Source organism: Pseudomonas sp. B21-035 (assembly GCF_024748945.1).
In the GTDB taxonomy this organism is placed as follows: domain Bacteria; phylum Pseudomonadota; class Gammaproteobacteria; order Pseudomonadales; family Pseudomonadaceae; genus Aquipseudomonas.
This window is the reverse complement of the sequence record NZ_CP087179.1, coordinates 5,068,762-5,092,836: the sequence shown is the minus strand read 5'-3', so window position 1 is coordinate 5,092,836 and position 24,075 is coordinate 5,068,762. Positions and strand designations below refer to the sequence as shown.

General features: G+C 63.2%; 24 protein-coding genes and 1 other RNA gene. 12 read left to right on the top strand and 13 right to left on the bottom strand.

Annotation, left to right across the window (positions count from 1 at the left end):
• Positions 1 to 58 precede the first annotated feature (58 nt).
• The 3 genes from LOY22_RS23250 to LOY22_RS23240 all read left to right on the top strand — a co-directional run bounded on the left by LOY22_RS23250 (position 59) and on the right by LOY22_RS23240 (position 2,008).
• Positions 59 to 805: a DUF2076 domain-containing protein gene (locus LOY22_RS23250; RefSeq protein WP_213603186.1), complete on the top strand. Its 747-nt coding sequence runs from the start codon at positions 59 to 61 to the stop codon at positions 803 to 805.
• A gap of 101 nt (positions 806 to 906) precedes the next feature.
• On the top strand, positions 907 to 1,386 hold the full coding sequence (locus LOY22_RS23245; RefSeq protein WP_036996945.1) for an NYN domain-containing protein: 480 nt from the start codon (positions 907 to 909) through the stop codon (positions 1,384 to 1,386).
• Between the two features lie 19 nt (positions 1,387 to 1,405).
• Positions 1,406 to 2,008 carry a PolC-type DNA polymerase III gene (locus tag LOY22_RS23240; RefSeq protein WP_045199808.1) on the top strand — a complete coding sequence of 201 codons (603 nt, stop codon included), beginning with the start codon at positions 1,406 to 1,408 and terminating at the stop codon, positions 2,006 to 2,008.
• Here LOY22_RS23240 and LOY22_RS23235 read toward each other — a convergent pair.
• Positions 2,005 to 2,463 carry an Lrp/AsnC family transcriptional regulator gene (locus LOY22_RS23235; protein WP_045199806.1) on the bottom strand — a complete coding sequence of 153 codons (459 nt, stop codon included), beginning with the start codon at positions 2,461 to 2,463 and terminating at the stop codon, positions 2,005 to 2,007. The genes LOY22_RS23240 and LOY22_RS23235 overlap by 4 nt on opposite strands.
• A 153-nt stretch (positions 2,464 to 2,616) precedes the next feature.
• On the opposite strand from LOY22_RS23235, the gene yedA reads away from it, so the two are divergent.
• The 3 genes from yedA (at position 2,617) to LOY22_RS23220 (ending at position 5,905) form a co-directional block, all read left to right on the top strand.
• Positions 2,617 to 3,549 carry a drug/metabolite exporter YedA gene (yedA, locus tag LOY22_RS23230; RefSeq protein ID WP_258594991.1) on the top strand — a complete coding sequence of 311 codons (933 nt, stop codon included), beginning with the start codon at positions 2,617 to 2,619 and terminating at the stop codon, positions 3,547 to 3,549.
• A 41-nt stretch (positions 3,550 to 3,590) separates the two neighbouring features.
• Positions 3,591 to 4,499 carry a hypothetical protein gene (locus LOY22_RS23225; RefSeq protein WP_143013258.1) on the top strand — a complete coding sequence of 303 codons (909 nt, stop codon included), beginning with the start codon at positions 3,591 to 3,593 and terminating at the stop codon, positions 4,497 to 4,499.
• Positions 4,500 to 4,573: 74 nt separating this feature from the next.
• Positions 4,574 to 5,905, top strand: a complete 1,332-nt coding sequence (locus tag LOY22_RS23220; RefSeq protein ID WP_045200051.1) for a DEAD/DEAH box helicase — start codon at positions 4,574 to 4,576, stop codon at positions 5,903 to 5,905.
• An 11-nt stretch (positions 5,906 to 5,916) separates the two neighbouring features.
• Here the strand turns inward: LOY22_RS23220 and LOY22_RS23215 are convergent, their stop codons facing one another.
• Positions 5,917 to 7,152, bottom strand: a complete 1,236-nt coding sequence (locus LOY22_RS23215) for a TIGR03862 family flavoprotein (protein ID WP_213603190.1) — start codon at positions 7,150 to 7,152, stop codon at positions 5,917 to 5,919.
• A 149-nt stretch (positions 7,153 to 7,301) separates the two neighbouring features.
• A complete protein-coding gene (locus LOY22_RS23210; RefSeq protein WP_093379240.1) occupies positions 7,302 to 8,216 on the bottom strand; it encodes a histone deacetylase in 915 nt (304 codons plus the stop codon).
• 98 nt (positions 8,217 to 8,314) lie between these two features.
• Here LOY22_RS23210 and LOY22_RS23205 point away from each other — a divergent pair, with 98 nt between their 5' ends.
• Complete coding sequence (locus LOY22_RS23205) at positions 8,315 to 8,743, top strand: EamA family transporter (RefSeq protein ID WP_123565145.1); 429 nt, start codon at positions 8,315 to 8,317, stop codon at positions 8,741 to 8,743.
• Here the strand turns inward: LOY22_RS23205 and LOY22_RS23200 are convergent.
• On the bottom strand, positions 8,709 to 9,557 hold the full coding sequence (locus tag LOY22_RS23200; RefSeq protein ID WP_258594987.1) for a phosphatase PAP2 family protein: 849 nt from the start codon (positions 9,555 to 9,557) through the stop codon (positions 8,709 to 8,711). The two genes, LOY22_RS23205 and LOY22_RS23200, sit on opposite strands and share 35 nt — an antisense overlap.
• 3 nt (positions 9,558 to 9,560) lie before the next feature.
• A complete protein-coding gene (locus LOY22_RS23195; RefSeq protein WP_258594986.1) occupies positions 9,561 to 10,253 on the bottom strand; it encodes a histidine phosphatase family protein in 693 nt (230 codons plus the stop codon).
• A gap of 142 nt (positions 10,254 to 10,395) precedes the next feature.
• Between LOY22_RS23195 and LOY22_RS23190 the strand changes: the two genes are divergently transcribed.
• The 3 genes from LOY22_RS23190 to LOY22_RS23180 all read left to right on the top strand — a co-directional run bounded on the left by LOY22_RS23190 (position 10,396) and on the right by LOY22_RS23180 (position 12,502).
• Positions 10,396 to 10,965, top strand: coding sequence for a GNAT family N-acetyltransferase (locus LOY22_RS23190; protein WP_093379253.1), 570 nt, complete (start codon positions 10,396 to 10,398; stop codon positions 10,963 to 10,965).
• 77 nt (positions 10,966 to 11,042) lie between these two features.
• Complete coding sequence (gene tesB, locus LOY22_RS23185; RefSeq protein WP_045199789.1) at positions 11,043 to 11,912, top strand: acyl-CoA thioesterase II; 870 nt, start codon at positions 11,043 to 11,045, stop codon at positions 11,910 to 11,912.
• Positions 11,909 to 12,502 (top strand): HAD family hydrolase, encoded by a 594-nt coding sequence (locus LOY22_RS23180; RefSeq protein ID WP_093379258.1) that lies wholly within the window; start codon positions 11,909 to 11,911, stop codon positions 12,500 to 12,502. Before tesB ends, LOY22_RS23180 begins: the two co-directional genes overlap by 4 nt.
• Positions 12,503 to 12,574: 72 nt before the next feature.
• Here LOY22_RS23180 and LOY22_RS23175 read toward each other — a convergent pair whose 3' ends face one another.
• The 3 genes from LOY22_RS23175 to LOY22_RS23165 form a co-directional block, all read right to left on the bottom strand.
• A complete protein-coding gene (locus LOY22_RS23175) occupies positions 12,575 to 15,046 on the bottom strand; it encodes a TonB-dependent siderophore receptor (protein ID WP_093379261.1) in 2,472 nt (823 codons plus the stop codon).
• A 106-nt stretch (positions 15,047 to 15,152) separates the two neighbouring features.
• Entirely contained in the window at positions 15,153 to 16,100 is a 948-nt protein-coding gene (locus LOY22_RS23170; RefSeq protein WP_258594982.1) for a FecR domain-containing protein, read from the bottom strand.
• A 1-nt stretch (position 16,101) separates the two neighbouring features.
• Positions 16,102 to 16,602, bottom strand: coding sequence for a sigma-70 family RNA polymerase sigma factor (locus LOY22_RS23165; protein ID WP_045199783.1), 501 nt, complete (start codon positions 16,600 to 16,602; stop codon positions 16,102 to 16,104).
• A gap of 140 nt (positions 16,603 to 16,742) precedes the next feature.
• Here LOY22_RS23165 and LOY22_RS23160 point away from each other — a divergent pair, with 140 nt between their 5' ends.
• Positions 16,743 to 17,753, top strand: a complete 1,011-nt coding sequence (locus LOY22_RS23160) for an NAD(P)-dependent alcohol dehydrogenase (RefSeq protein WP_045199781.1) — start codon at positions 16,743 to 16,745, stop codon at positions 17,751 to 17,753.
• 9 nt (positions 17,754 to 17,762) lie between these two features.
• On the opposite strand, the gene LOY22_RS23155 is transcribed toward LOY22_RS23160, so the two are convergent.
• Positions 17,763 to 18,647, bottom strand: coding sequence for a LysR substrate-binding domain-containing protein (locus tag LOY22_RS23155; protein WP_195885075.1), 885 nt, complete (start codon positions 18,645 to 18,647; stop codon positions 17,763 to 17,765).
• 159 nt (positions 18,648 to 18,806) lie between these two features.
• Here LOY22_RS23155 and LOY22_RS23150 point away from each other — a divergent pair, with 159 nt between their 5' ends.
• On the top strand, positions 18,807 to 21,827 hold the full coding sequence (locus LOY22_RS23150) for an FAD-binding and (Fe-S)-binding domain-containing protein (protein ID WP_213603196.1): 3,021 nt from the start codon (positions 18,807 to 18,809) through the stop codon (positions 21,825 to 21,827).
• A gap of 7 nt (positions 21,828 to 21,834) precedes the next feature.
• Here the strand turns inward: LOY22_RS23150 and LOY22_RS23145 are convergent, their stop codons facing one another.
• The 4 genes from LOY22_RS23145 to LOY22_RS23130 form a co-directional block, all read right to left on the bottom strand.
• On the bottom strand, positions 21,835 to 22,245 hold the full coding sequence (locus LOY22_RS23145; RefSeq protein ID WP_258594979.1) for a DUF4952 domain-containing protein: 411 nt from the start codon (positions 22,243 to 22,245) through the stop codon (positions 21,835 to 21,837).
• 26 nt (positions 22,246 to 22,271) lie between these two features.
• Positions 22,272 to 23,051 carry a class I SAM-dependent methyltransferase gene (locus LOY22_RS23140; RefSeq protein WP_045199772.1) on the bottom strand — a complete coding sequence of 260 codons (780 nt, stop codon included), beginning with the start codon at positions 23,049 to 23,051 and terminating at the stop codon, positions 22,272 to 22,274.
• Positions 23,052 to 23,268: 217 nt separating this feature from the next.
• Positions 23,269 to 23,660: a transfer-messenger RNA gene (gene ssrA / locus LOY22_RS23135) on the bottom strand.
• Between the two features lie 104 nt (positions 23,661 to 23,764).
• A complete protein-coding gene (locus LOY22_RS23130) occupies positions 23,765 to 24,043 on the bottom strand; it encodes a hypothetical protein (protein ID WP_045199770.1) in 279 nt (92 codons plus the stop codon).
• Between the last annotated feature and the right edge of the window lie 32 nt (positions 24,044 to 24,075).

The following is a 24,075-nucleotide window of genomic DNA, read 5'->3' as shown; positions in this document are numbered from 1 at the left end:
CGCCTCGGCACCCCATTTTACCGGTACCCGTTTTTCCGCTTTTGCAGTGAGGTTGCCCATGAACAGTGAAGAACAAACCCTGATCGACGGCCTGTTCGGTCGGCTCAAGCAGGCCGAAGATCCGGCCGTGCCGCGTGATGCCCAGGCCCAGGCGCGCATTGGCGAGCACCTGCAGCAGCAACCGGCGGCGCCTTACTACATGGCCCAGGCGATCCTGGTGCAGGAAGCGGCGCTCAAGCGCCTGGATGAACAGAACAAGCAACTGCAGGCCGAGCTCAAACAGGCCAAGGCCCAGGTAGCCGCTACCGCACCGAGCAGCAGTGGCGGCTTCCTGTCGAGCATCTTCGGCAGCGGTACCCGCGACCCGCAGCCGGTGCAAAACCAGGCGGCGGCCAGCGCTCCTGCCAGTGGTGGCGGCTGGCGCGAACCGTCGCGCCCCTCGTTCAACCCGCCTGCCCAGCAGCAGGGCTTCAACGCAGCTCCCGCCCAGGCCCCGGCCCGCGGCGGTGCCAGCAGCTTCCTTGGTGGCGCGCTGCAAACTGCTGCAGGCGTGGCCGGCGGGGTGATGCTGGCCCAGGGCATCAGCAGCCTGTTCAACCATCACTCGCAGCCTGAAGAGGTGGTCGAAGTGATCAAGGAAGAACCAGCACCCGCCAGCGATAGCGGCGGCTGGGGCAGCAACGACGAGCAGCGCCTGACCGCCGACAACGGCGGCTATGGCAACGACCAGGGCGGCTTCATCGACACCGACTACGGCAGCGATGATGGCGGCTTCTTCGGCGGCGACGACGACAGCTTCGTCTGACCGCGCTTACCCGCATGGCCCGCGGGCTGGCATACTGGGCGCCGAAACGGCCCCGGTGTGCGGCGGCCGGCAACAGCGCCGTGGCGCCATGAGGAAAAGCGGTGAAGAAGATCGCGGTATTCGCCGATGTGCAAAACCTCTACTACACCGTGCGCCAGGCCTACGGTTGCCACTTCAACTACGCGGCGCTGTGGGCCGATATCAGCCAGCACGGGCAGATCGTCGAGGCGGTGGCTTACGCCATCGACCGCGGCGACAGCAAGCAGCAGCAGTTTCAACAGATCCTGCGCAACCTCGGTTTCACGGTCAAACTCAAACCCTACATCCAGCGCAGCGACGGCTCGGCCAAGGGCGACTGGGACGTGGGCATCACCCTCGATGTGATCGATGCCGCCGCGCGGGTCGATGAGGTGGTGCTGGCCTCCGGCGACGGCGATTTCGACCTGCTGCTGGAACGGGTCATCAGCCGTCACGGCATTCAGGCCGTTGCCTATGGCGTGCCGGGGCTGACCGCCAATTCACTGATTCGCGCTGCTAGCCGATATGTGCCCATCGAGGGCAGCCTGCTGCTCAAGCATTAAGATTTTTGAGGTTGTCGTTTTGGAACGTATCGCTGTCATCGACTTTGAAACCACTGGCATTTCACCCGGCGCCGGTTGCCGCGCCACCGAAGTGGCGGTGGTCATGCTGGAACGCGGGCGCATCGTCGAGCGCTACCAAAGCCTGATGAATGCCGGGGTACCGGTACCGGCGTTTGTCGCCGGCCTGACCGGTATCACCACCGCCATGCTGCGCAGCGCGCCGCCAATTGCCCGGGTGATGAACGAAGTAGCCGAGTTCGTTGGCGATACGCCGATGCTCGCCCACAACGCCTCGTTCGACCAGAAGTTCTGGGACTACGAGCTGGCGCAGATCGGCCGTAGCCGTAGTCAGCGTTTCGCCTGCTCGATGTTGCTGGCGCGGCGCCTGATGCCCTCGGCGCCAAACCACAAGCTCGGCACCCTGACCCGCTGGGCCGGCCTGCCTGACACCGGCACCGCGCACCGGGCCATGGCCGATGCCGAAATGGCCGCCAACCTCGCCCAGCACCTGGCCGGACAATTGCGCCAGCAGGGCGTCAACGGCGTTTCCCACCAATTGTTCTGCAGCCTGCAGAAAGTCCCCGCGGCGAAGATCGGCGAAGCGCTTAAAACCTATCGCTAGGCCTTCTTGCCGTTGTGTTCCAGGTGGCCCAGCGGCAAGCGCCGTTCCACGGCGCTGGAGAGAATGATCGAGGTCTTGCTGAAGCCGAACCGGGCGACCCGGTTGATCAGCTCTTCGAGTTCCGGCATCGAACCCACTGCCGCCTGCATGATCACGCAGGGGTCGCCGGTCACCCGGTGGCACTCGGTCAGTTGCGGAATCTGCGTGAGTTCTTCGTAGGTTTGCTGGTTGCCATGGCTGGCCAGGCGCAGTTCGATCACGCACTGGATCGGCAGGCCGATCTTCTCCAGGTCGACCTTGGCCTGGTAGCCGGTAATCACCCCGCTGGCCTCAAGCTTGGCCACCCGCTCGGCCACCGCCGGAGCGGAGAGATTGACCTTGCGCGCGAGCTCGGCGAAGGAGGCGCGGCCGTTGTCCAGCAGGGCGCTGAGGAGCATGCGATCGTATTTGTCCATGGGTTTCCAGGGGCGGGTTGTTGATTCCAAGGCGCAAGGCCAAAAGATCCGTTGTTTCAAAAGTGTACGGTTCGTTTAAACAGGTTTTGTAACTTATGTTTACTGCGCTGCCTTTCTAAACTAACTGCCCGACACCCATAATTCGAGCCCCCCATGCCTGCCTCCCGTCGCTTCCCGTTAGTCTTGATCGGCGCCTTTCTCGCCTTGTACCTGGTCTGGGGCTCGACTTACCTGGTGATTCGCATCGGCGTCGAATCCTGGCCGCCGTTGCTGATGGCCGGGGTGCGTTTCGTCATTGCCGGCTCCTTGCTCTACGGCTTTTTGCGCTGGCGCGGCTTGCCGGCGCCGACCTGGCCGCAATGGCGGGCGGCGAGTGTCATCGGCGTATTGCTGCTCAGTTGCGGCAACGGCGGCGTAACCCTGGCTGAACATGCCGGTGTAGCTTCAGGCGTGGCAGCGCTGGCGGTGGCCACAGTGCCGCTGTTCACCTTGATGTTCGGCCTGCTCTGGGGCCATCGCAACACCCGTCTGGAATGGGCCGGGATTGTCCTCGGCCTGGTCGGCATCGCCTTGCTCAACCTCGGCTCCAACCTGCAGGCCAGCCCGGTCGGCGCTGCGCTGATCCTGTTTGCCGCCGCCTCCTGGGCCTTCGGTTCGGTCTGGAGCAAAAGCCTGCCGCTGCCCGCCGGGCCGATGGCCAGCGCCGCAGAAATGCTTGTCGGTGGCGTGGTCTTGCTGCTCGGCAGCGCCCTGAGTGGCGAACGCATGACCCAGATGCCTACCGCCGCTGGCTGGGGGGCGCTGGCCTATCTGGTGTTCTTCGGCTCGATCCTGGCCTTCAGCGCCTACATGTACCTGCTCAAGCATGTGCGCCCGGCCGCGGCCACCAGTTATGCCTATGTCAACCCGGCGGTGGCGGTGTTGCTGGGGATTGTTTTTGCCGGCGAGCAAATTGGTTTCGAGGAATGCGTGGCAATGGCGGTTATCATTGGCGCCGTTGTGCTGATCGGTGTGCCGCAGTGGCGCCGGCCGGCAGTGGAAAAAGCCAAAACTGTTGGCGAAGTGGAAGGTGAACTGTGTAAATGAAAGGACGTTTTGCCAGGAAGGCAGTGAAGATTTTTGCTTGTGTGGCCTTGCTCGTAATGGGCGTGGTGATGCTGTATGACGGTAAGCAAACCTTCATGACCCTGTATTTCCAGGAACCCATCTCTCTGGAAAACAGTTTCGAAATCGAGGCCGCCTATTTGCAGGCCGTGCGCCAAGCCATGGCCCCCTGGCCGATCCCGGCGGGCAAGCTCGAACTGCGTCTTGAGCCCGGCAACCGGCAAGCGTTGCAGGTGCGTTTTGCCAAGGATGCCCTGGACGCCGGGCAGCGTCAGCAACTGCGGGCGCTGTTCGAGTCATTCGAGCCCGCTCGGGAAGAGGTTCGGCCCACTGGCCGGCTGCTGGTCGACATGCGTCAGGCGCGTCAGGTGGGCCTGGGTGTTTACGATTTTGGCCCGGCGCCCGCTGAAGTCGTCGCGCTTGGCGAGATGTCGCTGGCGCTGCACTTCAGCTTTCCTTCGCAAATCGATGTGCAACTGCGGCGCAACGAGCAGGCGACTGCGCAAAAGCCGCAGGCCGATATGATCTGCGAGGCTAGCGCCAGGCTGAATGGCGCCTTGCCCTTCGAAGTCACCGACTTCAATGTCAGTGGCGCCGATCTGCGCGGCGAGATGAAACTGCGCATGCCCAGCGGTTTACAACTGCGGGCGCCGGCGCAATTGTCGTTCGATGAGCAGCGATTGCTTGAGCGCCTGGAAATGGGCGATATGCGGGTGCGGATCCAGCGCCCGGAGACTATCGACCGGTTGGTGTTCGAGTTCGGCAAAATTGGCACTGTCAGGGATCAGCCTTACCTGTTTTTCATCCGCAGCGATCCCGAAGCATTCGCGGCATGTCGTGCGATTGCCTACCAGAGCGGCAGGCCGTTTTCGTTCTACCTGGGTGAAGGGCTCGATCGCCTGCTCAAGGTACGCTTTGCACCGCAAGGCTGATAGCGATGGCGGCACGCGCCGGGCCTGAACAAGGTAAACTGCCGCCATTGCTGAATTCCCTTGACGGTATTGCCATGACTTTCGCCAAACTCGGCCTGATCGAACCCTTGCTGCGCGCGCTCGAGCGCCTGGACTACAACACCCCGACGCCGGTCCAGGCCCAGGCCATTCCTGCCGTACTGGCCGGCCGCGACCTGATGGCCGCCGCCCAGACCGGCACCGGCAAGACCGCAGGTTTTGCCCTGCCGCTGCTGCAACGCCTGACCCTGGAAGGGGCCAAGGTCGCCAGCAACTCGGTGCGCGCCCTGGTGCTGGTGCCGACCCGTGAACTGGCCGAACAGGTTCACGCCAACATTCGTGAGTACGCCGAGCACCTGCCGCTGAGCACCTATGCGGTGTACGGCGGGGTCAGCATCAACCCGCAGATGATGAAGCTGCGCAAGGGCATCGACTTGCTGGTGGCCACCCCGGGCCGGCTGCTCGACCTGTTCCGCCAGAACGCAGTCAAGTTCAACCAGTTGCAGGCGCTGGTGCTCGATGAAGCCGACCGTATGCTCGACCTGGGTTTTGCCGAAGAGCTGCGCGCGGTGTACGCCGCCCTGCCGGCACGCCGGCAAACCCTGCTGTTCTCAGCGACGTTCTCTGACGAGATCCGCCAACTGGCCGCGCAGACCCTCAATGACCCGCTGAGCATCGAAGTCAGCCCGCGCAATGTCACCGCCAGTACGGTCAAACAGTGGATCGTGCCGGTGGACAAGAAGCGCAAGCCGGAGCTGTTCAGCCACCTGATGCGCAAGCAGCGCTGGAAGCAGGTGCTGGTGTTCGCCAAGACCCGCAATGGCGTTGACCAGTTGGTCGAGCGCCTGCGTGGCCAGGGCGTCAATGCCGACGGCATTCATGGCGACAAGCCCCAGGCAACCCGCCAGCGTGCCCTGGACAGCTTCAAGGCCCGCGAGATCCAGATCCTGGTCGCCACCGATGTGGCGGCGCGCGGGCTGGATATCGACGACCTGCCGCTGGTGGTCAACTTCGACCTGCCGATCGTCGCCGAGGACTACATTCACCGCATCGGTCGTACCGGGCGCAAAGGCAATAGCGGTGAGGCGATTTCGCTGGTGTGCGCCGACGAAGTGCAGCTGCTGTCAGCGATTGAAACCCTGACCCGCAAGACCTTGCCACGCCACGAAGAGCCGGATTTCATTCCGGACCACAAGGTGCCGATGACCGATGCCAGCGGCCAGGTGCTGAAGAAGCCGAAAAAGCCGAAGAAGCCCAAGGAAAGCAGCAGCAAGCGCAGCCTCGGGCGCTGGATGGACAGCGCTGAAGCGCCAGCGGCAGCGCCGCAGGCCAAGCCGGTACGCAAGGTGCCGGCCTTCAATACCGGGCCGCGCAAGCGCAAGCCTTGACCCGCGATTATTCAGCCATTAAGCCACTCCAGCAGCCCCAACCCGGCCTTGCGCCCACTGGCAAAACAGGCAGTCAGCAGATAGCCGCCGGTTGGCGCTTCCCAGTCGAGCATTTCACCGGCACAGAACACGCCGGGCAGCTGCTTGAGCATCAAGCGCTGATCCAGTGCTTCGAAGGTTACTCCGCCGGCACTGCTGATCGCTTCGTCCAGCGGGCGAGGGCGCACCAGGGTGATCGGCAAGGCCTTGATCGCCCGCGCCAGCAAGGCCGGGTCAGCAAAGGTCGGTTGATCGGTCTGCTCTCGCAACAACGCCGCCTTGACCCCGTCCAGCCCCAGTTGACTGTGCAGGTGCTTGGCCATTGAGCGCGAACCCCGCGGCTTGGCCAGGGCCTGCTGGATTTTATCCACAGGCCGGTTGGGCAGCAGGTCGACCAGCACCCTGGCGCTGCCATCGCGGTTGATCGCTTCGCGGATCTGCGCCGACCAGGCGTACACCAGGCTGCCCTCCAGGCCTTGGGCAGTGAGCACGCATTCGCCCAGGCGCGGCGCCTGGCCGGCAAGGCTCAGGGCGATGTTCTTCAGCGGCGCGCCGGCAAACTTGTCCTTGAGCAGCGCGCTCCAGCCCTCGACCTCGAAGCCGCTGTTGGCCGCCTGCAATGGCGCGATCTGCACGCCTTGCGCTTGCAGCCAGGGCAGCCAGGCCGCATCGGAGCCCAGGCGTGCCCAGCTGCCGCCGCCCAGCGCCAGCACGGTGGCGGTCGGCTTGAGCGCCAGCTCGCCCTGTGGATAAGCGATTCGCAAACTGCCATCGGCATTCCAGCCCAACCAGCGATGGCGGGTGTGGATAACGACCCCGGCATCGCGCAGGCGCTTGAGCCAGGCGCGCAAAAGTGGCGCGGCTTTCATGTCGCGGGGGAACACCCGGCCGGAACTGCCGACGAAGGTTTCGATGCCCAGGTCGTGAATCCACTGGCGCAGCACATCGGCATCGAAGCCTTCGAGCAGGCGGGCAACGTCTTGCGTGCGCTCGGCATAACGGGCGATGAATGCCGGGTAAGGCTCGGAGTGGGTGATGTTCATGCCACCGACCCCGGCCAGGAGAAACTTGCGCCCCACCGAGGGCATGGCGTCGTACAGCTCGACGGCGACCCCGGCCTGGCTCAGCACTTCGGCGGCCATCAACCCGGCCGGCCCGCCTCCGATAATGGCAACGTGTGGGCGGTCGGTGGTGCAAGTGTCGGTCATGGTCGGCTGCAAGCTGGAAAAAAGAGCCGGCATTCTACCTTAGCGCGGCGTCCGGAATCACTGATCAAAAAACGTACATCGGCCTCAAGGCCCCGTGGTTAAAGGCCTTGAGGGGCTTTCCCGCAGGTTATCCACAGGCGGTTCCACAGTCATTGTGAGTAACCCAGCACACGGCTGGCGCTGTGGTGCAGTATGCCGTGGCGGCGGGCGAGGGCTTCGCGGTCCTTGCTGTAGCCACCACCAATCACCCCAACCACCGGAATGTCCCGGCCCAGGCAGTGGCGCAGCACGCTTTGGTCACGGGCGGCGACGCCTTCATCGGTCAGTTGCAGATAACCCAGGGCGTCGTCCTTGTGCACATCGACCCCGGCGTCGTACAGCACCAGGTCCGGGCGGTACAGCGGCAACAGGTAGTTGAGCGCGTCATCGACCACCTTCAGGTACGCCTGGTCGCCCATGCCGCGCGGTAGAGGGATGTCCCAGTCGCTTTCGGCCTTGCGCGCGGGGAAGTTCTGCTCGCAATGCAGCGATACGGTGATCGCGTCCGGGGTGTCATGGAGGATGCGCGCGGTACCGTCGCCCTGGTGCACGTCGCAATCGAAGATCAGCACCTTGTGCACCCGCCCGGCGGCGAGCAGGTAATGGCTGATCACCGCCAGGTCATTGAAGATGCAAAAGCCGGCCGGGTGATCGTAATGGGCGTGATGGGTGCCACCGGCCAGGTGACAGGCGATGCCATGCTCCAGCGCCTGCTCGGCTGCCAGCAGCGAGCCGCCGACCGCGCGCACGGTACGCCGCGCCAGGGCTTCGCTCCAGGGCAAGCCAAGGCGGCGCTGGTCTTCACGCGACAGCTCGCCGTTCATGTAGCGCTCGATATAGGTGCGGTCATGGGCCAGGGCGAGGATGTCGTTGGGGCAAACCTCGGGGCGTAGCAACGCCGCGTCGGTAGTCAGGCCGCTGGCGACCAGGTGGTCGCGCAACAGGCGGAACTTGTCCATCGGAAAGCGGTGCTCGGCGGGAAACTCCGGGCTGTAGTCGTCGTGGTAGATCAGCGGCAGCGGCATGGCAGGGTCTTGAGCGAGACAGAAGCTGATCTTGCCAGTTACCAAGGCCGTTACGCCAGCTTCTACAATGAGTAGCAATTCCTTGCACAGGCGTACTTATGGTGTTGGCTTCATGGACTTTCTGGGCGGTGTTATCCGCCGTGTTCGCCGCGTTGACCGCGATCTTCGCCAAGGTCGGCATCAGCGGCATCAACTCCGACTTCGCCACCTTGCTGCGTACGGTGGTGGTGCTGATCAGCCTGGCGCTGATTCTGTATGCCACCGGCCAGTACCAGTCGCTGAGTTCGATCCCGGCCCGCAGCTATCTGTTTCTGGTGTTGTCGGGGCTGGCCACCGGCGCCTCGTGGATCTGTTACTTCCGAGCCCTGCAGTTGGGCCAGGCGTCACAGGTGGCGCCTGTGGATAAACTCAGCGTGGTGCTGGTGGCGGTACTTGGCGTAACCCTGTTGGGCGAGCGGCTTGACTTGCGCCAGTGGGCCGGTATCAGCCTGGTCACTCTGGGCGTAGTGATGCTGGCGTGGCGTTGATCAATGCCGGCGTCCGTGCCCTGGTCGCCACCCGCGCGGGAGCCTGTAATGCCAGCCGGCCGTAAAAGAACAGTGCTGTCAGCCAGGTCGTCAGCCAGACGAAAATCCCTGCCCAGAAGGTGTGCGACATATAGTGCCAGCCCTGCAGCACGCGGGTGGTGCCAAACACCAGCCCCAGCAACAACACCGCCACCAGCAGTTTGCGCGCATGCGCCCAGCGATGGCGCCGGGCAACGAAGTACAGCGCCAGCAAGGTAAAGCCGCTGGAGGCGTGGCCACCCGGCCAGCAACGCCCGGCACCGGCCTTGTCCAGCCAGGTGAAGTTCTCGAACCATTCCTGGCGCAGCTCGCTGCCACCGTACAGGGTGGTCTCCACCGGGCAGTACACGCTGGTGTGGCTTTTCAGGTAATGGATGACCGTGGTGCTCAGGGCGAAGGCCACCACCACGAACAGCAAGTCGCGACGGTAGCGGGTGGTCAAGCGCAGCACCGCAGCGATACGCCAGGTGTTCAGCACGCGGCTGGCAGTGGACTGTGGATAAGCGGCAAAGCGTGGCCAGATAAACGACAACAGCGAGCCGATGACTGCCAGCTCGCCGGTCCAGTTCGGCAAGATGCGCGGCCACTTGTGGGTCACTTTCTCGAACCATTGGTTGTGCAGCAGCGGGAACTGGCCGCTGGCCGGGTCGAGCAGCAGGTTGCTGATCAGCCGGTCGAGGCTGGTGAGGTCGAACAGCAAAAAAACCACGGCAGCCAGCAGCAGCGGCAAACCCAGGTTGATCAGATAGAAGTCGCGGCGAGAGGGGCCCGGCATGCTTTACATTCCTGCGCTGGCGACAAGTTTGCGCCATTCATTGGCGTTCATCTGCCCGAGAATCCGCGCCTTGCCGTTGCTGCCCATGGACACGAACAAGGCACTGGCATAGGCGCTGGAGCGTTCACCACCGGGCACATTCAACTGCCGCTCAAGATGATCGATGCAACCACTGTGGGTGACCAGCACCAGGTTATGGTCGGCGCGCTTGTGCTTGAAGGCGGCATCGGCAAAACCCTTGTCGCATTGCTTGAGCCAGTCCTCGCTGGCGATCGCCTTGCCGAACATGAAGTGCGCAGTTTGCTGGGTGCGCACCTCCGGGCTGCTCAGCACCTGAGCGTTGTTCAGGCCCAGGCGCTGGATGCCGTTACCGACGTCGCTGGCCGCCTGGCTACCCTCGAGGGTAATGCCGCTGGGGTCGCCCAGGCAGCGGTTGTGCGAACGGTCGCAACGTTCGGCATGGCGGATCAGGACGATGACCGCGCCCTTGACCCATTCGCTGTAAACACCACTGTTGTGCATCTGATTGTCGCTGCCCAGGTCCACGATCGGTGTCCTCGATGTCCACCACAGTGCAAGGATGACCAGGGCGAGCAGGAGGCCCAGCCCGGTCAGCGGTTGGCGCCAGGGAGCGCCGCGTCGTCGCTGGGTGGCAGTGCTGGCGGTAAGCGCAGGCGTCAGGTGGGAAGATGACATAGGACCACTTCAGGCAGGTTCAAGAGTGAACGCACTGTAGAAAAGGTCAGGTTCAGAACCAGTGAAAGGGATGTGAAAAATAGCTTGGAGCCGAGGTTGTTACCTACGCTATAAACAGCAGGCTGTGGATAAGGAGCCGAGCATGACCCCGATATTGCAACTGGAAAGCGCACGGTTGCTGTTGCGCCAATGGCAGGATGACGACCTCAGGGAGTTCGCCGCGATGTGCGCCGACCCGCAGGTCATGCGTTACTTTCCTGCACCCTTGACCCGGGTCGAGAGCGCTGCGCTGATCGGCCGGATTCGCGGCCACTTCAATGAATACGGCTTTGGCCTGTGGGCCCTGGAGCGCAAGGACACCGGCGCCTTTATCGGCATGACCGGCCTGCTCAACGTGAGTTTTGCCGCCGATTTTACCCCGGCGGTGGAGATCGGCTGGCGCCTGGCCCGGCGCCACTGGGGGCTGGGTTTTGCCAGTGAAGCGGCCTGGACCAGCCTGCGCTGCGCCTTCGCTCAACTGGGCCTGGAGCAGGTGGTGTCGTTCACCACCGAGAGCAACCTGCCATCGCAAAAAGTCATGCAGGCCATCGGCATGCAGCAGGACCTGGCCGGCAGCTTCGAACACCCCAGGCTAGAGCCTGGCGACCCTTTGCGAGCGCACGTGTTGTACCGCATCGACCGCGCCCAGTGGCAGGCCACCCTGCGCGGCTGAATTGCACAACATACGGGCCGGCAATGACAAACCCTGTATTATTTGCCGCAGTTGCGCATTGCCTTGGAGAATCTTGAATGAGCCACGTGTTGGACGATCTGGTTGACCTGTTGAGCCTGGAATCGATCGAGGAAAACCTGTTCCGCGGGCGAAGCCAGGACCTGGGCTTTCGTCAGTTGTACGGTGGGCAGGTACTGGGCCAGTCGCTGTCGGCGGCCAGCCAGACGGTCGAGGAGGCGCGCCACGTGCACTCGCTGCACGGCTACTTCCTGCGCCCGGGCGACGCCAGCATGCCGGTGGTCTATTCGGTCGACCGCGTACGCGATGGTGGCAGTTTCAGCACCCGGCGGGTGACGGCGATCCAGAAGGGCAAGACCATCTTCACCTGCAGCGCCTCGTTCCAGTACGACGAGGAAGGCTTCGAGCACCAGAGCCAGATGCCCAAGGTGGTCGGCCCGGAAAACCTGCCGTCGGAAGTCGAGCTGGCCAAGCGCATGGCCGATCGCCTGCCTGAAGCCATTCGCGACAAGATGCTCTGCGCCAAGCCGATCGAAATGCGTCCGGTAACTGCCGAGGATCCGTTCAACCCCAAGCCCGGCGAGCCGGTCAAGTACGTCTGGTTCCGTGCTGACGGCAACCTGCCGGACGTGCCGGCGCTGCACAAGTACATGCTCGCTTATGCCTCGGATTTTGGCCTGTTGACCACCTCGCTGCTGCCCCATGGCAAATCGGTGTGGCACAAGGACATGCAGATCGCCAGCCTCGACCACGCGCTGTGGTTCCACGGCAACCTGCGCGCCGACCAGTGGCTGCTGTACGCCATGGACAGCCCGTGGGCCGGCAATGCCCGTGGTTTTGCCCGCGGCAACATCTACAACCAGGCCGGGCAACTGGTGGCCTCGTCGTGCCAGGAAGGCCTGATTCGTCATCGCCAGGACTGGCAATGAGCCTGCAGCAGATTCGCCACTGGGTGTTCGACATGGACGGCACCCTGACCGTTGCCGTGCATGATTTTGCCGCGATCAAGGTGGCGCTGGAAATTCCCCAGACCCACGACATCCTCACCCACCTGGCGGCCCTGCCGGCCGATGAAGCCGCAGCCAAGCACGCCTGGTTGCTGGAGCATGAACGTGAGCTGGCGATTGGTTCACGCCCGGCTACCGGTGCCGTGGAGCTGGTCCGCGAGCTGGCGGCGCGCGGTTGCCAGCTGGGTATCCTTACCCGCAATGCCCGGGAGCTTGCGCATATCACCCTTGAGGCAATCGGCCTGGCCGACTGCTTTGCCGTCGAGCACGTGGTCGGGCGTGATGAAGCACCGCCCAAGCCACACCCTGGCGGCTTGCTGAAGCTGGCCGACGCCTGGGCGGTGGCGCCGAGCGAGATGGTCATGGTCGGCGACTACCGCTTTGACCTGGACTGCGGCCGGGCGGCGGGGGCGCGGACGATTCTGGTGAACCTGCCGGATAACCCCTGGCCAGAGCTGGCCGACTGGCATGCAGCGGATTGCCGGGCGTTGCAGGTGATGCTCGACAATTGAGTTGAATTCATCGCGGGGCAAGCCCGCTCCTGCATTCGGTGCGCAGGAGCGGGCTTGCCCCGCGATGGGGCCTCAGAACTCCCAGCGCGTCGTCAGCATCACATTGCGCGGATCACCGTAGTAGGTGGTGTCGAAGTTGCCCAGCCCGGTCAGGTAGCGCTTGTCGAAGACGTTGTTGGCATTGACCGTGAAGCTCAGCTGCTCGTTGTATTGATAACGGGTCATCAGATCGACCAGGGTATAGCCGCCTTGCTTGATAAAGCTGTAATCCTCGATCGAGCGGTTGTAGATCTTGCCGTAGAACGCGCTCTGCCAGTTGATTCCACCCCCCACTGTCACCTTGTCCAGCACCCCCGGCAGGCGGTAGGTGGTGAACAGCCGCACCAGGTGTTCAGGTTTGCTGGTGCTCATCGGGAAGCCATAGATACGCTGCTCGTCGGCATCGCGTGAACGCGCGTAGGTATAGCCGGCCGAGAGGTTCCAGCCTTCCTGCAGCTCACCAGCCACTTCCAGCTCGATGCCCTGGGTGGTGGCGCCACTGGTCGCCTTGTAGATGCCCTCATTGGTCGCAGGGTTGGTGCCGATCGACTCGGCGACGTTGTCCTGCTCGATGCGAAACAGCGCCAGGCTGGCGTTGAGCTTGCCGTCGAAGTAGGCCGCTTTCAGGCCGGTTTCGTAGCTGTCGCCTTCGACCGGGTCGAGGGTGGCACCGTTGCTGTCTTTGTTGCTCTGTGGCTGGTAGATCGAGGTGTAGCTGGCGTACACCGAGTAGGTGTCGTTCAGGTCATAGACCACTCCGGCGTAGGGCGTGACCACGCCGTGTTGCTTGTAGCTGGCCTGGCTGTCGGCAAAGTTCGGGTTCAGGCCGTCGTAGTCGTAATTGTCGCTGTACTTGAAGGTGCTGACCCGGGTGCCGAGGATGACTGAAAAGTCATCGGTCGGGTGCAGGCGGGTGGCGATGTAGGCGCCGTTCTGGCTCTTCTTCTGTTCGTACTTGCCGTTTTTCGGGAAGTCCGGCACGCCGATGTGGCCGTCCCAGTCAAAGATGCTGCCGGGCACCGTGCCAAATTCGCCGGTGTCCCAGGTGGCGCCGGTCTGGCGCGAATGGTTGGTGTCAAGGCCGACGACCAGGTCGTGCTGGCGGCCGAACAGGGTGAACGGGCCGGAGATATTCAGGTCGGCACTGTTCTGCACCCGGTGGCCTTCCCAGCGGCCCCAGAAAAAGTACATGCCGTCACCATTGCGATCCGGCGCGCCACCGCTGGCTGAGGCCAGGCGGGTGTCGTGATCGCTCTGCAACTGGTTGACGCTGAGCTTGAGCGACCAGTCGTTGGCCAGCGCCTGTTCCAGCGAGGCGAAATAGGTGCGGTTCTGGAAGTCGCGGCGGCTCCAGTCGGCGCCCGGGTTGAACGAGCGGGAGAAGTCAGTGCGACCGCCGTCGGTGTAGTACACCGGGTTGCCGGTCCAGGAGCTGCCGCGCGGGGTGGTGGTCTGCTGGTCGATACCGACGGTCAGCAGGGTATCCGGGGTGATGTCGGCCTCGAGGATGCCGTAGTACACCTCTTTGTTCTGCTGGTAATGGTCCTGGTAGCCCTTCTTGTCCTGCTGGGCGCTGACGAAACGTCCACGCACGCTACCGCTGCTGTTGATCGGGCCGGAGACATCGACTTCGCCGCGGTAGTTGTCCCAGCTGCCGGCACTGCCGGTGAGCGAGCCCTGGAACTGCGCGGTCGGTTTCTTGCGGATCAGGTTGACTGTGGCCGACGGGTCGCCGGAGCCGGTCATCAGGCCGGTGGCGCCCTTGAGCACCTCCACACGGTCATAGATCGACATGTCGACATGCGCGGTACCTTCACCGTACACCCCGTCATACACGGTGTTGACGCCGTCGTACTGGTAGTTGGTGATCACCAGGCCGCGGCTGGTGAACTCGGTGCGGTCGCTGTCATAGGTTTGCGCCGAGACGCCGGGGGTATTGCGCAGCACATCGGAAATACTCTGGGCGCCCTGATCGTCCATCTGCTGGCGGGTAACCACGGTGATGGTTTGTGGCGTCTCGCGGATCGACAACGGCAGCTTGGTCGCAGTACGGGTCGCTGCGGTAGTGTAGGAATGCGTACCCTCGGTGGTTTCACCCAGGCCTTGAGCATTGATGCTGGTGGCGCCCAGTTCCATCGCCGCGCCAGTATTGGCGGGCACCAGCACGTAGCCGCCGTTGGACTGACGCTGGGCCTGCAGGCCGGTGCCGCTGAGCAGGCGCGCCAGGCCTTCCTCGACCGAGTAGGTGCCGTGCAGGCCGGCCGACTGCTGGCCTTGAGTCTGGCGGGCATCGAACGATAGGGTGATGTTGGCGCGGGTGGCGAACAGGCTCAGGGTAGTGCCCAGCGGGCCCGGGGCGATCTGGAACTGGGTGCTGGCGCTTTGCGCCATGGCCTGGGCCGGCAGCAGCGCGAGCAGCGGCAGCGGTGCCAGGGTCAGGCCGAACAGCGCCAGGTGGACAGCGCGAACCAGCGGGCGAGGGGCGCGCGGACAAGTCGGGGTCATGCAGGATTTCCTTCGATTGGCTGGGCAGAGGGGCGGTCGAAATTTGCCGCTTTAACTGCGTAGCCGAATGAGAATGAAAATCGGCAACCCTTTGTACGAAATTTCTTCAGACAGCTTCAATGCTGACCCAGTAGCGAGTCATGTAACGCACCCTGACCGGCAACGACACGCCGAGGTTTTCCAGAATCGTGTCGGTGTCGTCGATGCGAAACGCACCTGACAGGCGCAGGTCAGCGATGCCCTCGGCGCAGCGCAGCACGCCGGGGCGGTAGCGGCGCAGTTCGCTGATGAAATCGGCCAGGCGCCATTCGATCACGGTCAGCATGCCCTGGGTCCAGGCGCCGGTGCCAGGCAGGGCGGTGCTGGCGGCAGCAATCTGCGTGCGGTTGAAGCTGACGCTTTGCCCGGCCTCCAGGCGCAGCATCAGCAGCGGCTGGTCGAGCGGGCGCACCTGCACCGCATGTTCGAGCACGCTGACCCGGCTCAGGCCATTGTCGCTACGCACGTTGAAGCGCGTGCCGAGGGCGCGCACCCGGCCTTCGGCGGTTTCGACCATGAACGGGCGCGCCGCGCTGTCAGGGGCGGTTTGCACCATGATCTCACCACTGTACAGGCGCAGCAGGCGTTGCTGGCTGTCGTAGCGGATATCCACGGCACTGTCGGTGTTCAGTTCAAGCTGGCTGCCATCGTCCAGGCGCACCTGGCGGCGCTGGCCCTTGCCGGTGCGCAGCTCGGCCATCCACGCCTGGCCCGGGGTACTTTGTTGTACCGCCCAGCCGGTTGCGCCAACGGCCATGAGCAGCGCCAGGGTCTTGAGCACGGCGCGGCGCCGGGCGCGCACGCCGGCAAGCGTCGGCAGGGCGACATCAGCGGGCAGCCGGCCCAGTTGGCGCTGCAGCTTTTCGACCCGCGCCCAGGCCTGGGCATGGGCCTGGTTCTTGCCCAACCAGTCTTGCCAGGCCTGCAACTGCGCAGCGCTGGGCGGCGCGGCGTTGAGCTGCACGTACCAGGTGGCGGCAGCTTCGAGGGTGCGATAGTCCAGCGGCTGGGCCATGTCAGTCGTCCGTGAGCAGCAGGCAGTGGGTCATGGCGCGGATCAGGTGTTTTTTCACCGTGGTCACCGATATCCCCAGGCGTTCGGCGGTAGCCACATAGCTCAGGCCTTCGAGTTGCACGGCCAGGAAGATAGAGCGCGTGCGCTCGCCCAGGCCATCGAGCATCTGGTCCACCGCCAGCAGGGTTTCGAGGATCAGCAAGCGGCTTTCCGGTGATTCGGCGACCCGCTCCGGGCGCAGCGCCAGTTCGTCCAGATAGGCCTGTTCAAGCGCCTTGCGGCGAAACTTGTCGATCATCAGCGCATGGGCGATGGCGCCCAGGTAGCTGCGCGGCTCGCGAATGGTGTCTGCATTGCGTGCATTCAATACCCGGATAAAGGTGTCCTGGGCAAGGTCGGCGGCATCGGCGGCATTGCCCAGGCGGGTACGCAGCCAGTTTTTCAACCAACCGTTATGTTCGCTGTAGAGCGCGTGCAGGGCAGCATGATCGGGAGCGGGCATGGCGGGGCAATATCGAGTAATTGATAATTAGTCGCATTATTGTGGTTTGCTGGCGCACTATGCAAGCGCTCGTGCTTGACCTGGGGCAGGGTCGGGCGAAGACTGGTCAGCTATTTGCCGAATCGACTCAGGAGGTTTCCATGACCAGCAGGGCCATTATCGTCCAGACCGGCGGTGGTTACGACAAGGTGCAGGTAGGCACCCGCGAGGCAGCCGCCCCGCAAGCCGGCGAAATCAGCGTGCGCCTGCATGCCAACTCGCTCAACTATCACGACTTTGCCGTGGTCAGCGGTATGTGGGGGCCGACTGCGCCGCGTATCCCCATGGCCGATGGCGCTGGCGTGGTGACCGCAGTGGGCACTGGCGTCAACGAGTTCGCTGTCGGTGATTCGGTGGTCAGTACGTTTTTCCCGGACTGGCTGGATGGCCAACCGTTGGTCGAAGGTTTCGCCAGCGTTCCGGGCGACGGCATCGATGGTTACGCCCGCGAACAGGTCACCGCTCGCGCGACGTCCTTTACTCATGCACCCAAGGGCTACAGCCACGCGCAAGCGGCGACCCTGACTACCGCCGGCCTGACTGCCTGGCGTGCGCTGATGGCCGACGACTCGCTCAAGCCGGGCGATACCGTGCTGGTGCAAGGCACCGGTGGCGTGTCGATTTTCGCCCTGCAGTTCGCCAAACTGGCGGGCGCCACGGTGATCGCCACGTCCTCCAGCGACGACAAGCTCGAACGCCTCAAGGCCCTGGGCGCCGACCACCTGATCAACTACCGCAAAACCCCGGCCTGGGGCGAGAAAGTACGCCAGCTCACCGCCAACCGCGGTGTCGATCACGTGATCGAGGTCGGTGGTCCGGCGACCCTGGAGCAGTCGATGATCGCCGCGCGTATCGGCGGGCATGTGTCGCTGATCGGCATTCTTACCGGCGTGGCGGGCAACCTGCCGCTGGTCCAGGCGCTGGTGCGGCAGATCCGCCTGCAGGGTGTGCTGGTTGGCAGCCGCGCCCAGCAGCAGGCGATGGTCCGCGCCATCGATGCCAATGGCCTGCGCCCGGTGATCGACAAGACCTTCGAGCTGGAACAGATCGTCGAGGCCTTCCGTTACCAGGAAAGCAACCAGCACTTCGGCAAGATCTGCCTGAGCATCTGAGCCAGCGCCTCAGATCTGCCCCAGCAACCAGCCGCGAAATGCCGCCAATGACGGCAGCGACTGGTTGCGCGGCGGGTAGATCAGGTAATAGCTGCGCTGGCTGGCAAACGGCGCGCCGACGCTGACCAGCTCCCCGCTGGCCAGCTCGTCGGCCACCAGGATGCGCGGCACCAGGCCGATACCGATGCCGGCGCGCACCGCCTGGATCAGGTGCGAGGTCAGCTCGAAGCTTGGCCCCAGGCGCATGCTGCGGTGCGCCAGGCCATGATGGGAAAACCACTCGCCCCAGGCGTTGGGGTTGTTGGCCACGTTAAGCAGCAATTGCTCAGGCAGGCGCGGCGGCGACCAGTCGGCCTGGCTGGCGGCAGTCTCCGGCGACAGAATCACCAGCAACTCTTCGGCATGCAGGCGATGACAGACCAGGCCCGGCACGTCGGCATTGCCGACGACAATGGCGGCGTCGATGCCGCTGGTTTCGAAATCGATGGCTTCGATGCGCGAATTGATGTGCACCAGCATGCCCGGGTGCAATTTGTAGAATTCATGCAGGCGCGGCAGTAGCCACTTGGAACCGAAGGTCGGCAGGGTGGCCAGGCGCAGGCTGCCTTCGCCGGACTGATAGGCCATGGCCTGCAAGGTGGCGCTGCGAATGCGCCCAAGGGCTTCGCTCATCTCCCGTTGATACAGCCGGCCGACATCGGTCAGGCGCACCTGGCGGCCTTCGCGGCGGAACAGGGTCAGGCCCAGTTGCTGCTCCAGCGCCTGCACCTGGCGGCTCACCGCGCTTTGGGTCAGCGACAGCTCGGTGGCGGCGCGGGTATAGCTTTCATGCCGGGCGGCGGCTTCGAACGCCAGCAGCAATGACATGGACGGTGTGAGATGGCGGTAATTCATTCGTAAAAGTCATCGATAGCGGCAGAAATATCCAGTTGTCCGCAGCGTCGCGCTCCGGGATCATTGGCATATCAGTGTCTTGAGGCTGACCTAATTATGCTCAGCCAGCAAGTGTTCCGATATTCCCGTGATTAGCCAAATTAAAGAGGCCATCCTTTGATGATCGCCCAGTTGCCGACCAGCGCCCCCGCTGGCGACTATGCCGATTTTCTCGCCGCCCTGCGCGCCAGCGGTTTCCGTGGCCAGTTCAGCGCCGACTATGCCACCCGCACGGTGCTCGCCACCGACAACTCGATCTACCAGCGCCTGCCGCAAGCGGCGGTGTTTCCGCTGGATGCCGAGGATGTTGCCCGCGTCGCTACGCTGATGGCCGAACCGCGCTTTCGCCAGATCAAGCTCACCCCGCGCGGCGGTGGCACCGGCACCAACGGCCAGTCGCTGACCGACGGCATCGTCGTCGACCTGTCGCGGCACATGAACAACATTCTCGAGATCAACGTCGAGGAGCGTTGGGTGCGGGTACAGGCCGGGGTGGTCAAGGACCAGCTCAACGCAGCGCTCAAGCCCCACGGGCTGTTCTTCGCCCCGGAGCTGTCGACCTCCAACCGCGCCACCGTCGGCGGCATGATCAACACCGATGCCAGCGGCCAGGGCAGTTGCACCTACGGCAAGACCCGCGACCACGTGCTCGAACTGCACAGTGTGCTGCTCGGCGGCGAGCGCCTGCACAGCCTGCCGATTGATGATCAGGCGCTGGAGCAGGCTTGTGCACAAGAAGGCCGCAGCGGTGAGGTGTACCGCATGGCCCGGCAGATTCAGGAAACCCAGGCCGAACTGATCGAGACCATCTTCCCCAAGCTCAACCGCTGCCTGACCGGCTACGACCTCGCGCACCTGCGCGACGAGCAGGGCCGCTTCAACCTCAACAGCGTGCTGTGCGGTGCCGAAGGCTCGTTGGGTTACCTGGTCGAGGCCAAGCTCAATGTGCTGCCGATTCCCAAGTACGCCGTGCTGGTCAACGTACGCTACAGCAGCTTCATGGATGCCCTGCGCGATGCCAATGCGCTGATGGCGCACAAGCCACTGTCGATCGAGACGGTGGACTCCAAGGTGCTGATGCTGGCGATGAAGGACATCGTCTGGCACAGCGTCGCCGAGTACTTCCCCGCCGAAGCCGAGCGCCCGACCCTCGGTATCAACCTGGTGGAGTTCTGTGGTGATGATCCGGCAGAAGTGAACGCGCGGGTGCAAGCCTTCGTCGCCCACCTGCAGGCCGATACCGGCGTCGAGCGCCTGGGCCACACCCTGGCTGAAGGCGCCGAAGCGGTGACCCGCGTCTACACCATGCGCAAGCGCTCGGTGGGCCTGCTTGGCAACGTTGAAGGCGAAGTGCGCCCGCAGCCGTTCGTGGAAGACACCGCCGTACCGCCCGAGCAACTGGCCGACTACATTGCCGATTTCCGTGCCTTGCTCGACAGCTACGGCCTGGCCTACGGCATGTTCGGCCACGTCGATGCCGGCGTGCTCCACGTGCGCCCGGCGCTGGACATGAAAGATCCGGCCCAGGCGGCGCTGGTCAAGCCGATTTCCGATGCCGTGGCGGCGCTGACCCATCGCTACGGCGGCCTGCTCTGGGGCGAACACGGCAAGGGCCTGCGTTCGGAATACGTGCCGGATTTCTTCGGCGCCCTGTACCCGGCGCTGCAATCGCTCAAGGGCGCCTTCGACCCCTACAATCAGCTCAACCCCGGCAAGATCTGCACCCCGCCGGACAGCGAACAGGGTCTGATAAAGGTCAACGAAGCACCGATGCGCGGCGACTTTGACCGGCAGATTGATGAGCGGGTGTGGCAGAGCTTTGGCAGCGCCGTGCACTGCAACGGCAACGGCGCCTGCTACAACTTCGACCCCAACGACGCCATGTGCCCATCGTGGAAAGCCACCCGCGAACGCCAGCATTCGCCCAAGGGCCGTGCCTCGCTGATCCGCGAATGGTTGCGCCTGCAGGGTGCGGCCAGTATCGATGTGCTGGCGGCGGCAAAGAACAAGACCTCCTGGCTCAAGGAGCTGCCCAAGCGCCTGCGCAACAACCAGGCCCGCTCCCGTGGCGAGGCTGACTTTTCCCACGAAGTCTACGAAGCCATGGCCGGCTGCCTGGCGTGCAAATCCTGCGCGGGGCAGTGTCCGATCAAGGTCAACGTGCCGGAGTTTCGTTCACGCTTTCTGGAGCTGTACCACGGCCGCTATCAGCGTCCGCTGCGTGACTACCTGATCGGTTCGCTGGAGTTCAGCATTCCTTACATGGCTTATGCGCCAGGCTTGTACAACGCGGTGATGGGTTCGAAGTGGGTCAGCCGCCTGCTTGAGCGCCATGTCGGCATGCTCGACAGCCCGCTGATCAGCCGCTACAACCTGCAGAACACCTTGACCCGCTGCAACGTGCGCGCGGCCAGCGTACCCGCGCTGCGCGAGCTGACCCCTGCCCAGCGCGAGCGCAGCATCGTTCTGGTTCAGGATGCCTTCACCCGCTACTTCGAAACACCGTTGCTGGCGTCGTTCATCGAACTGGCCCATCGGCTGGGTCACAAGGTGTTCCTCGCGCCCTACAGCGCCAACGGCAAACCCTTGCATGTCCAGGGCTTCCTCGCAGCCTTTGGCAAAGCGGCGATTCGCAACGCCACCCAGCTCAAGGCCCTGGCCGATTGCGGCGTGCCGCTGGTCGGCCTCGATCCGGCCATGACCCTGGTGTATCGCCAGGAATACCAGAAGGTCGAAGGCCTGAGCGATTGCCCGAAGGTGCTGCTGCCGCAGGAATGGTTGATCGACGTGCTGCCTGAACAGGCTGCGGGCGCCAGCGAAACCTTCCGCCTGCTGGCCCACTGCACCGAAAAAACCAACGTGCCGGCCAGCACCCGTCAGTGGGAACAGGTATTCGCCCGCCTGGGGCTGAAACTGGTTACCGAAGCCACTGGCTGCTGTGGCATGTCGGGTACCTATGGCCACGAAGCGCGCAACCAGGACACCTCGCGGACCATCTTCGAGCAATCCTGGGCCGGCAAGCTGGATAAACCGGGGGAAGCATTGGCCACCGGTTATTCCTGCCGCAGCCAGGTCAAGCGCATGGCTGAGCGCCAGTTGCGTCATCCGCTGGAGGTGCTGCTGCAGTTCGCCAAGGGCTGATGGCCGCTCAGGGTTCGAGGGTATCGACGCTGACGGTGATGTAGAAGAACTCGATCTGTGCCCACTGCGAGCGCTGGTTGGCCAGCGTCTCTTCGGAGGCCATGAGGACTTGGTAAGTGATGTCGCTGTGTGGGTCGCGGTGGAAGTGGCGCAGCGAGTCCCACATGCAGCAGAAAAACTGCAGGCGGCCCATGCCATAGGTTTGCTGCAGGTGGGCCTCGGCCACCGCTGCTTCGGTGCCCCTGACCTTGTAGGTCGCGATCAAGGGCGCCGTCTGTCCTTCGATGTCCTGATGGCAGCCCTGGTACTGGATGCCCTTGGGGTACGCGCCCAATGTGCCGAGGAAGTCCTCGCACTTAGGTGCGGCCTGCAGCGACCCGCACAGCAGGAGCAGGGTCAGGATAATCAATGGGCGCAATGGCTTCGTCCTTGAAGTACGCCGGATCAGGCAAAGCTGATGTTGGTGCGCTGCTTGCCGTAAACAACCCGGGCGGCGGACATCAGTTGATGCGGGATTTCGACGAACGGGATATCCGAGTTGGTGATGGCGATGTCCACAAGTTGCAGCATCATCGAGTTCTTTTTGACCAGGATGACATCCGACCAGTCAGTGTTGGTCACGGCCACAGGCACGAAGTCGGAACGCTTGAGGAAGCTGCTGAGGGCTTCCAGTACACCCAGGTTCTGCTTGGTGCCTTGCAGGCTATGGCAGCAATCGTTGAGAAGCATGAAGCCATCATCGGCCAGCAGGTCCTGGTAGTACATCATGTCGCGCAGGATGTACTCGTATTGATGGTTGGCATCAATGTAGATCAGGTCGAATTTCTCGATACCGGTTCTTGGCTGGATCTCAGGAATGGCGTCGATCGTCTCGGCGCGAATGAGGGTGACGTTGGGCTTGTCGGCGAATTTGCCCTGGCATTCTTCATACAGGTTGTCCCAGGTGGCCATGTCATAAAGCGAGCCGCCATAGTAGTAATCATAGCTATCTACAGGGTCAACCCAAGGTGGCAGCTGGTCGAACGGGCTGTAGGCTTCGGTGGCCGAGGGGCTCCAGCTGTCGATCAAGACCATCTGTTCAGGGCTGAGGGCGTTATAGAGGTTCAGCGCATTTTGCCCGCGCAAGACGCCAAGCTCGGCGATGACCGGCTTTTTATTGCAGGCGTCAAACACTGCCTTGAGAACGTGGTAGAAGGTCTCGCGGTGGGTCATACAGACTTTCATGCCTGCTCCTGTTCTGTGGTGGTTGCGGCCCCCCGGAGTCGACAAGGATACGAGACGGGGCGGTCCTTCCAGGTGTTTATCGACCGCTGCGCCAATAGGATGAGCACGGTTTTGTCCGCAGCGTGTCGATGGCCGACAGGCGGGTTCAGTCAGGGTTCTGCGGGCAACAAAAAAGGCATCGGCGCAAGCGCCAGATGCCTTTTTCGTTTTGCGTATTTGGTGGAACCGGGGGGATTTGAACCCCCGTCCGCCAGTGATCCGCTGTCGGTACTACATGCTTAGCCGTGTCTATTGAGTTAATCCGCAGCCGCCCGACGGGCAGGGTGCTTTGGACGAGTTGTGTAAGTTTTAGCCGCTTCGTCCACAACGTACTGCACGGCGATCCTGTTCTGTATGACAATCACTTCGGGTTTACAGGCATCCCCTAGTGATTGCTGGAGCCGAAGCTACCAGGAGAGCGGGCTCGGCTGCTTACGCAGCGAGAGCGTAACCCTCGTAGTTTTCGTCATTGGCAACTATAGAAAGTTGCAACAGTGGATTTACGAGTTCTGTTACCAACTCGGCATGCACCTAGAGTTTCACTACCGGCGTCGAATCCTAATCGGCCCCATGTGTTGCGCTCTAGCTGTAAGCGTTTTTCAACGCTCGAGGTCCAGTATACGCCATCGGTCGGGCGACGTCGACTGCTGGTCTGACATCGCCCGGCAGACGGGTTATTGGCCGTTGCTGCCTTTCTCGGTTTTCTCCAGGCGCTCCAGAGTCTTGCTGGTAATAGCAATGCAGTCTTTCGTGTTACCCGCTGCCTGGGCAGCCTTGGCGTCCTTGACATGCTCGGCCACGGCGTTGTCCATACCTTCGGAGGTAGCTCCGGCGGTAGCCGTGGCATCTTCAATCTTCTGTAGGTTTAGGGCGCACAGGTCTTCTTCCGCAAACACAGGGGAGGCAAGCAGTGCGGCGGCAATGAACAGTCCGGAAATCGCAGTACGCTTCATGTGAATCTCCTTGGCTGGGAAGGCCTCGGGAA